Raw genomic sequence first — 8,052 nt, forward strand, 5'->3', positions numbered from 1 at the left:
TGTTGGCTATGCCGTACCCACGGAGGCAAGTTTCCCGTCGCCGGTACTCCGGTTTGTGCGCTCCTCGTTGGGACTGACCCTCTCGGGAGAGCGTGGTGACTCCGACCAGTTGTGGTCGTCCCACTTGAGGCGCACGGGCCGTGCCATCGACCCGACGTCTTTGCCAGCCTGTCGTTCGAGGAACGTCCGCGAAGCGCCGAGGTCGGCGTGGCCCTCGTAGCCACACGAACACCGGAACACGTCGCCGTTCCGGTCTGTCTCGTCGCGCTCGCCACACACCGGGCACTCCGCGGTCGTGTACGCTTCTGACTCGACTTCGACCGCGATGCCGTACTCCTCGGCAGTCGTAGCGAGACGGTTGATGAACGAGCGATACGCCCAGAACTGGTGCGTTTTCTCGCTCACCCGTGCCGACCAGTGTTTCGAGAGGACGTCGGTGAGGTCGCCCACGTACACGGTGGCAACGCCTTCGCCGTACAGTCGTTCCATCAAGTCGCGGACGAGCGCGTCCTGTGCGTGGTCGCGTCGTCGTGTCCGCGTGCGGTACAGTCGTCGAATCCGGTGACTGCTGTACCGACCTTCGTGGAGTTTCGACTGCAAGCGGGCGATTTCCTCGGTGGTGTTGTGGAAGCGGGCGAACAGGTCGCGTCCCTCGTAGAGGTACTGCTGGCCGGTCGTGGTGGTACAGGCGACGAGGTTGTTCGCACCCACGTCCAGCGCAGCCGATTCCTCGGCTAATGGTGAATCCCGTCGAGAATCAGGCACGGTGACGGGTTGAATGGCTCTGAACGTGTCGTCCACCTCGTCGTAGTACAGTTCCAACCGCCCCGGTTCGCCGTCCCACTTCGGGTCGCCAGTGACTTCGAGGCGCAGACGGTCGTGGTAGCCAAGGCCGTACTCGTCTTTCAGGTCTTGGCCGACGGGGATTTCGAGGCGACTCCGCTCGCCGATCTCGAGAGTGTACTGGTCGTTGCGGATATACGTCCGCAACTCCCTGCCGTCGTCCTCGTTGCCCCAGTAGCCCGGCAGGGCGGTGTCCTCGCCATCTTTTCGGGCAGCGAAAAACGATCGCCACGCTTCACTATTCTTACGGATGACTTGTTGGGCGGTGGCGGAGCCGAGGACGCCGACGTACTGTTTGCGGTAGTCGTCGGTGTCCCACACCGATTCGCCATCGAAGAAGTTCTGGCGACGTTCGTAGGTGAGTTCGTTCCACAGGCTGGCAGAGGCGTCCAACAGGTCGCGGAGCAGTTGCTCGTCCTCGGCGGAGAGCGGGCGTACCGCGAACGTGTTGGTTCGCCTCACGACAACAGACATTTATATTCCTATGTCTAAATGTCTTTTGGACACAGCCGATGCGACCGAACATCGACATCTCGCACACGTTGAACGGGCGCGTGAAAGACTACGCCGAACAGCAGGATGTACCCCTTGAAGAAGCCTATCGGGAGATTATCGAAGCGGGGTTGGAAGCGGTGGAACATCCAGACGAGCAATAGCGCGTGGATTGCCGAGTCATGCTGTCGCTTACACCCACCCCTGAAGGGGTGGGCTTCCGCTCGCAACGTGTCATGCTAGCACCCATCGTGACTAAGTCGGTCCCGGCGCTTGGTCGGGGCATGCCCGACGACGCACCCAACTGCGAGTTCTGCCGCATCGCCGCGGGCGATACCGACGACCACCGCGTGTATGAGGACGAGGAGACCGTTGCGTTTCTGGATGCCAACCCGGCCGTCAAGGGGCACGTCATCGTCATCCCGAAGCGACACGTCACGGGCGTCCTCACTACCGGCGTCGGAGAGGCCGTCTTCGCGACGGTCGGGACGGTCGCCGAGGCGCTCCAGGCCGATCTCGGGGTCGACGGGTTCAGCACCATCCACACCACCGGGCCGCTCATCGGGACCATCGACCACGCACACGTTCACCTGTTGCCACGATGGGAAGGCGACGACGTCTCGCTGGCATTGCCCCGCAGAACACTGGACCACGACCAGGCCGAACGGCTCGCCGAGCGGTTGCGCCAGATAACGGCCTGACCCGGGTCGTCAGCCCTCGATAGCGGCCGCGATGCGCTGGATCGGGTGGTCGGGCGTCTCGGCGTCCTCGCGGTCGCCGAGTTGGGTGCGGCAGGAAGCCCCCGGCGCGACGGGGTCGGCGTCGACGGCATCGACCTGCTCGAAGAGGTTCTCGCCGATGGCCTGACTCATCGAGTAGTGTTCGGCCTCGTAGCCGAACGACCCGGCCATCCCACAGCAGGTCGAATCCAGCGGTTCGACCTCGTATCCGACCCGTCGCAACACGCCGACGGCGTGGTGGTCGCGCTTGGTCGCCTTCTGGTGACAGTGGCCGTGATAGACGAGCGCCTCGTCGGGCGCCGCCTCGGCGTCGGGGTCGATATCGAAGGCCTCGTCGAGGCGGTGGGTATCGAGATACTCACAGACGCTGTAGGTGTACTCGCCGACGAGGTCGACGGCAGCACCTGAGACGAGCGACGCGTAATCGTCCTGAATCATGACGGCGTCGGAGGGCTCACAGACGACGACGTCCCACCCGTCCTCGATGCGCGGCGCGAGCGTGGTGACGACCTCCTCGGCGCGTTCGGCCGCCGCCCCCAGAAAGCCCTTCGAGTAGGCCGCCCGACCGCTCGACCCCACAGCCGGCACTTCGACGTGTACGTCGGCGGCTTCGAGGACTCGTACCGCCGCCTTCGCCACCTCGGGGTTCGTGTAGTTCGTGAAGGTATCCGGCAACAGGAGGGCACGCCGGTCGGCCTCCTCGACCGGGACTGCAGGGCCACGCGCCTCGAACCAGTCGACGAAGGACTCCCGACGGAAGGTCGGCAGCGCACGCTCCCGTGCGATGCCGACGGTCTTCTCGAGTAGCGTCCGTGCCCCGGGAATCGCGTCGACGCGGTTGGCCAGCGGCGCGAGGCGACTGCCCCATTTGGCGGTCCAGTCGATCTCGGCGAAGAGCCGTTCGCGAAGGGACGTGCCGTGTCGCTTGTTGTTGGCGTACTCGACTTCGGCTTTCAGTTTCGCCATGTCGACCTCGCTCGGGCAGTCGTTGGCACAGCCCTTACAGCCGACACAGAGGTCCATCACCTCCGCGACGAACTCGGGGTCGGTCGCCTCGACGTCGAGGTCGCCGCTCATCGCCGCACGGAGGGCGTTCGCCCGGCCGCGCGTGCTCTGTATCTCCTCGTCGGCCGCCCGATAGGTCGGACACATGACGCCGCCGGTCGTCTCCTGTGGGCCGCGACAGCCGCCGCAGCCGTGACACAACTCGGCCATCCCCTGAAAGCCGTTGTCGTTGTCCCACTGCAGGACGGGGTCGAAACCGGGGTCGAACTCGTAGTCCGGGTCGAACCGGAGGTTCTCGGTCATCTCGACGTCCCCGCAGACCTGACCCGGGTTGAGGAGCCACCACGGGTCCAGCGTGTTCTTGAGGCTCCGGAAGACCTCGAAGACCTCATCGCCGTAGAGTTTCCTGTTCCACTCGGTGCGGGCTCGACCGTCGCCGTGCTCGCCCGAGACGCTGCCGTCGTATTCGAGCACGAGGTCCGTCGCCCCCTCCGCGATGGCCCGCATCCGCTCGACGCCGTCGACGGTTTTCGTGTTCACCAGCGGCCGGATGTGCAGACAGCCCGGCCCAGAGTGGGCGTAGAAACTCGCGAACGTGTCGTTCTCCGCCAGTACCTCCTTGAAATCCGCGACGTACTCCGGGAGGTGTTCCGGCGGGACGGCGGTGTCCTCGATGAAGCTGATGTGTTTCTCGTCGGTCGTCCGGCCGAGCAGAATCGGGAGCCCCGACTTCCGGAGCTTCCAGAAGCGCTCGCGGTCGGCCTCCGCGTGAGCCTCCGCGGCGTAGAAGGCTCGAACGGGCGCGTCGGTCGCCTCGGCGTCCTCGATACCGTCGGCGTCCGCCTCGACGTCCGTCTCCGGCTGACGGTCGGCGAGCAACTCCGCGACCCGCTGTCGGCCCTCGGCATCCGAGTCGGCGTAGAACTCCACGAGCAGGACGCTTCCCGTTCCCTCCGGGAGCGTCTCCTCGACGAGTTCCCCGAACTCGGAGGTCTCCCGGGCGAGGTCCAAGAGCACGTCGTCCAGCACCTCGACGGCGGCGGGGTCGAACTCGAGGATAGCGGAGACGTCTTCCAGCGCGGTGATGAGGTCGTCGTACGCGAGCAGTGCCATCGCCTTCGTCTCGGGGATCGGCTCCAGGGAGACGGTGGCCTCGGTGACGATGCCGAGGGTGCCCTCACTGCCGGCGAAGACCCGCGCGAGGTTGACCGTCTCGCGGTCGCCCTGCTGGACGGCGCGGTACTCCTCGACGAGGCGGTCGAGGTTGTACCCGGAGACGTTCCGCTTCAGTTCCGGATACGCCGAGCGTATCGTCTCGGCTTTCTCCTCGGCGATGTCGAGCAGTTCGGCGTAGACCCGCCCGAGAAACGTGTCGGGGTCGGCGCGGCGGCGCCACTCCTCGATAGTTATCTCGCCGAACCGGTGGACGGTACCGTTGCCGAGGACGACCTCCAACTCCTCGATGTAGGCGTCGGTCTTGCCGTAGACCAGCGAGTGGCTGCCCGTCGAGTTGTTACCGATTGCGCCACCGAGGGCGCTCTTGTCGCCCCACGCCGGGTCCGGCGCGAACTTCAGGCCCTCGTCGGCGAGTTCGGCGTTGAGGTCGCCGAGTCGGACGCCGGGTTGGGCGGTCGCCTCCCGCGTGTCGGCATCGACCTCGACGAGGCCGTCCATGTGGTGGGTGAAATCCAGCACGACGGCCTCGTTGACCGTCTGACCGGCCAGCGACGTGCCGCCGCCACGGGGAAGCACCGGAATGGCACGCTCCTCGCAGTAGTTCATCACCGCGACGACGTCGGCAGTGTCGGTCGGGAACACGACGCCGATCGGCGTCACCTCGTAGGCCGAGGCGTCGGTCGCATACAGCGTGCGTGTGAACTCGTCGAAGCGGACCTCGCCGTCGATGAGCGCTTCGAGGTCGGCGACCAATCCGGACCGGTCGACCGACCCCCCGGTGTAGTCGTAGTCGGCGCGGTCGTCCGCGGCCGGGTCGACGCGGATCCGCTCGTCTCCACCCTCCGTGGCCATACGTTGCCTACTGGCCCCGGCGTCTAAAACCCCGGTAGTCGGGGACGGAACCGCCGCAACGAGCCGTCAGTCTCGCTCGTAGGTGACGAAGGTGACCTCGTCGCCGTCCTCGCGGGCCGTTTCGGTCCATTCCTCGCCGATTTCGGGGAAGTAGGTGTCCCCCTCGGGCGACTCCGGCACCTCCGTAATCACCAGTTCGTCCGCCTCGTCGATGAACTGCTCGTAGACCGTCGCACCGCCGACGACGTAGACGGTCTCCTGGCCTTCGTCGAGAGCCCCACGGGCGAGTTCGAGGGCCTCGTCGGTCTCCGAAGCGTGGACGGCCCCTGCCGGTAAATCGAGCGACTCCTGACCCGAGAGGACGATATTCGTTCGACCCGGCAGCGGCCCACCGAGGCGCGAGGCGATGGACTCGTAGGTGGTTCGGCCCATGACGACGGGATGGCCCATCGTCGTCGCCTTGAAGTGCTGGAGGTCCTCCGAGTAGTGCCACGGCATGTCGCCGTCGACGCCGATGACGCCGTTCTCCGCGACCGCAGCGATAAGCGAGAGCTTCATTCGGCGACCGCGAAATCAAGCCCCGGCGCGGGGTCGTACTCTTCGAGCCGAACGTCCTCGTATTCGAGTTCGTCCAGCGGCTCGTTCGCCACCTCGAGGGTCGGCCGCTCGCGTGGCTCTCGGGTCAACTGGGTGAGCAGGTTCGGCACGTGGTCGTAGTTCTCCTCGCCCTCGGCTTCGGCCGGCGCCGTCTCTTCGAGCCACCCGCGGACATCGGCGTACTCCGCGCGCTCGTCGACGTTCGCCAGCCGCTCTTGGAGTTCCTGGAGGTGTTCGCCGTACCATTCGCCGCGGTCGCCCTGCCCGCAGTAGACGTGAGCGTCGACGATGGTGTGGCCGAACGACCCCACCTCGAAGTCGGTGCGGTTGGCGACGGCGTGGGCGAGAATCGAGTAGGCCGCGAGGTTGAAGGGGACGCCCAAGGCGATGTCGCCCGAGCGCTGGGTGAGATGGACGTTCAGGCGGTCGCCCTGCACGTTGAACACGAAGGTGTAGTGACAGGGCGGCAACGTCGAGACCGCGGCGTTGGCCGGATGCCACGCGTTGACGACCATCCGCCGGGAGTTGGGGTTCTCTTCGAGCGTATCGAGGACGTACTGGATCTGGTCGAAGACCTGTCGTTCCTCGCCGTTCGGTGCCGTCTCGGTGTCGGTCCAGCGGTGGGTCTCGTCGGGCCAACTCTCACCGGGCAGCCGACTCGTGTCGTCGGGGACCGGGAAGCGCCGCCAGAAGCGGCCGTAGGCGGTATCGAGCATGCCGTCCCCGTCGGCCCACGCGTCCCAGATCTTCGTCTCCTCGCGGAGATTGCGGATGTGTTCCTCCCCGGAGAGATACCACAGGAGTTCGTGGATGAGTGAGTTCCAGCGGTAGCCGTCCATCCGCTTCGTCGTCAGCAGGGGAAAGCCCTCGGCGAGGTCCACCTCGTAGTGGTGCGAGAAGGAGGCGACCGTATCGACGCCGGTCCGGTTCGGCTTGTAGGTCCCACCCGAGAGGACGTTCGAGACGAGGTCGTGATACTGGCGCATTCGTTGCTACCGAATCTGCCCGGCAGTAGGTAAAAGGTTCCGTCAACGGCCAACCGGACGGCGGCCGAAACGCGACGAATCCGGCGCAAGCGGTGCGAAAGGATTTATTGCCGGCGGCGCTGTCGGCGGATGCATGCCCTCCGACCCCGACGACGAGCAACTCCTCGTCGGCCTCGCCATCGCCGGCATCGTCATCCTCGCCTACAGCGTCCTCGTCGCCCAGCAACTCCTGCTCGGTGCCTCAGTCGTCGTCTGGCTACTGGGATTGTATCTGCTGTGGCGATTCATCCGAGCACACGAGCGCATCGCGGCCGCGCTCGAAGCGCGGAACCGAGACGAGTAGAAAAACGGTCGCCAACGCCGTCGGTTACCGTTCGAGGACGAACTGCCGGACGATCTGCAGGACGTGGACGAACACACCCGTGAACGCCACGTAGATGCCCAGCGAGTGGATGAGCGGCTGGTCGCCGCGATAGCCGTCCCGGACGCGCCAGATCTCGTAGCCGAGACGGAGCGTGAAGCCGGCGAAGATGAACAGGAAGCCGCCGATGAGGACGGGCGTGACGAAGGTCCCGACGAACACCAGCACGGCGCCAATGACGAACGCCCCCAGCGACCACGTGTTCCAGTGGCTGTAATCCTTGTCGCGGACGTAGACGTAGGCCGCGATTCCGACCGTCATCGCGACGGTGATAGCGAGAGTGACGCCGAGCAGCGCACGAGCGCTCTGGGAGCTGACTGTGGCGACGATGCCGCCGCCGAAGACGCCGTAGGCGGCCTGCAACAGCGCGATACCGGCGTAGGCCCTGCCCATATCGCCCGATTCGAGGCCCTTCTCGGCGAGGTAGTTCCCCGCGGTCAGGACGATACCGAACACCAGCAGACCGACGATAGGTGCGACCCCGAACAGGAGGTCGTTTATCGCCGCCAGCGGCGTCATCGCGACGACGGCCATCAACAGTACGTTGAGCCCGATGAGCGCCGCTGCCGGCAGGCCGACCTCCCTGAACTTCGGATGTGCCGTGCCGGTTCGCGTGGAGTAGGCTTGTCCCATGCCCGGAGGTCCGCTCGCACGCCGCTTATAAATAGCGGCCGTCACGGCCGCAACGGATATTTAAGTCCTATCGTGCGGAATCCATGCGCATGGATTATTCGACCGCGAGTACCGACGACATCGACAGCGTCGTCCCCGAGGAGTACGGCGGTATGTGGTTCTTCCGCGGCCCGCTCGACTGCGAGAACCTCGGCATCACGCTACTGGAACTGGAACCCGGCGGGAAGGGCAAACACCACTCGCATGAAGCAGACGGCCAAGAGGAGGTCTACCTCGTCGTCGGCGGCGAGCAGGCCAACGACGCCGA

The 8,052-nt window shown here is 65.6% G+C and carries 8 protein-coding genes and 1 pseudogene; 4 read left to right on the forward strand and 5 right to left on the reverse strand.

The features are described 5' to 3' along the window. Positions 1–6 precede the first annotated feature (6 nt). Complete coding sequence (locus tag V5A53_RS10900; RefSeq protein ID WP_442928692.1) at positions 7–1,317, reverse strand: RNA-guided endonuclease InsQ/TnpB family protein; 1,311 nt, start codon at positions 1,315–1,317, stop codon at positions 7–9. A 38-nt stretch (positions 1,318–1,355) separates the two neighbouring features. On the opposite strand from V5A53_RS10900, the gene V5A53_RS10905 reads away from it, so the two are divergent. Both V5A53_RS10905 and V5A53_RS10910 read left to right on the forward strand, forming a co-directional pair. Beyond that, complete coding sequence (locus V5A53_RS10905) at positions 1,356–1,499, forward strand: hypothetical protein (protein ID WP_332313641.1); 144 nt, start codon at positions 1,356–1,358, stop codon at positions 1,497–1,499. A gap of 120 nt (positions 1,500–1,619) precedes the next feature. Continuing rightward, positions 1,620–2,036, forward strand: coding sequence for an HIT family protein (locus V5A53_RS10910; RefSeq protein WP_332313642.1), 417 nt, complete (start codon positions 1,620–1,622; stop codon positions 2,034–2,036). A 9-nt stretch (positions 2,037–2,045) separates the two neighbouring features. On the opposite strand, the gene V5A53_RS10915 is transcribed toward V5A53_RS10910, so the two are convergent. The 3 genes from V5A53_RS10915 to thyA all read right to left on the reverse strand — a co-directional run bounded on the left by V5A53_RS10915 (position 2,046) and on the right by thyA (position 6,691). Then, positions 2,046–5,108 carry an FAD-linked oxidase C-terminal domain-containing protein gene (locus V5A53_RS10915; protein WP_332313643.1) on the reverse strand — a complete coding sequence of 1,021 codons (3,063 nt, stop codon included), beginning with the start codon at positions 5,106–5,108 and terminating at the stop codon, positions 2,046–2,048. A gap of 66 nt (positions 5,109–5,174) precedes the next feature. Continuing rightward, the gene (locus V5A53_RS10920; protein WP_332313644.1) at positions 5,175–5,666 is read right to left on the reverse strand and encodes a dihydrofolate reductase; all 492 of its coding nucleotides are present in this window, start codon (positions 5,664–5,666) and stop codon (positions 5,175–5,177) included. Beyond that, positions 5,663–6,691 (reverse strand): thymidylate synthase, encoded by a 1,029-nt coding sequence (thyA, locus tag V5A53_RS10925; protein ID WP_332313645.1) that lies wholly within the window; start codon positions 6,689–6,691, stop codon positions 5,663–5,665. Before thyA ends, V5A53_RS10920 begins: the two co-directional genes overlap by 4 nt. A 133-nt stretch (positions 6,692–6,824) precedes the next feature. Here thyA and V5A53_RS10930 point away from each other — a divergent pair, with 133 nt between their 5' ends. After that, positions 6,825–7,034, forward strand: coding sequence for a hypothetical protein (locus tag V5A53_RS10930; protein ID WP_332313646.1), 210 nt, complete (start codon positions 6,825–6,827; stop codon positions 7,032–7,034). A 24-nt stretch (positions 7,035–7,058) separates the two neighbouring features. Here V5A53_RS10930 and V5A53_RS10935 read toward each other — a convergent pair whose 3' ends face one another. After that, a complete protein-coding gene (locus V5A53_RS10935) occupies positions 7,059–7,745 on the reverse strand; it encodes a Bax inhibitor-1 family protein (RefSeq protein WP_332313647.1) in 687 nt (228 codons plus the stop codon). 89 nt (positions 7,746–7,834) lie between these two features. Here V5A53_RS10935 and V5A53_RS10940 point away from each other — a divergent pair. Next, positions 7,835–8,052: pseudogene (locus tag V5A53_RS10940) on the forward strand (cupin domain-containing protein); the annotation flags it as partial.

Source organism: Natronomonas sp., assembly GCF_036625485.1.
In the GTDB taxonomy this organism is placed as follows: domain Archaea; phylum Halobacteriota; class Halobacteria; order Halobacteriales; family Haloarculaceae; genus Natronomonas.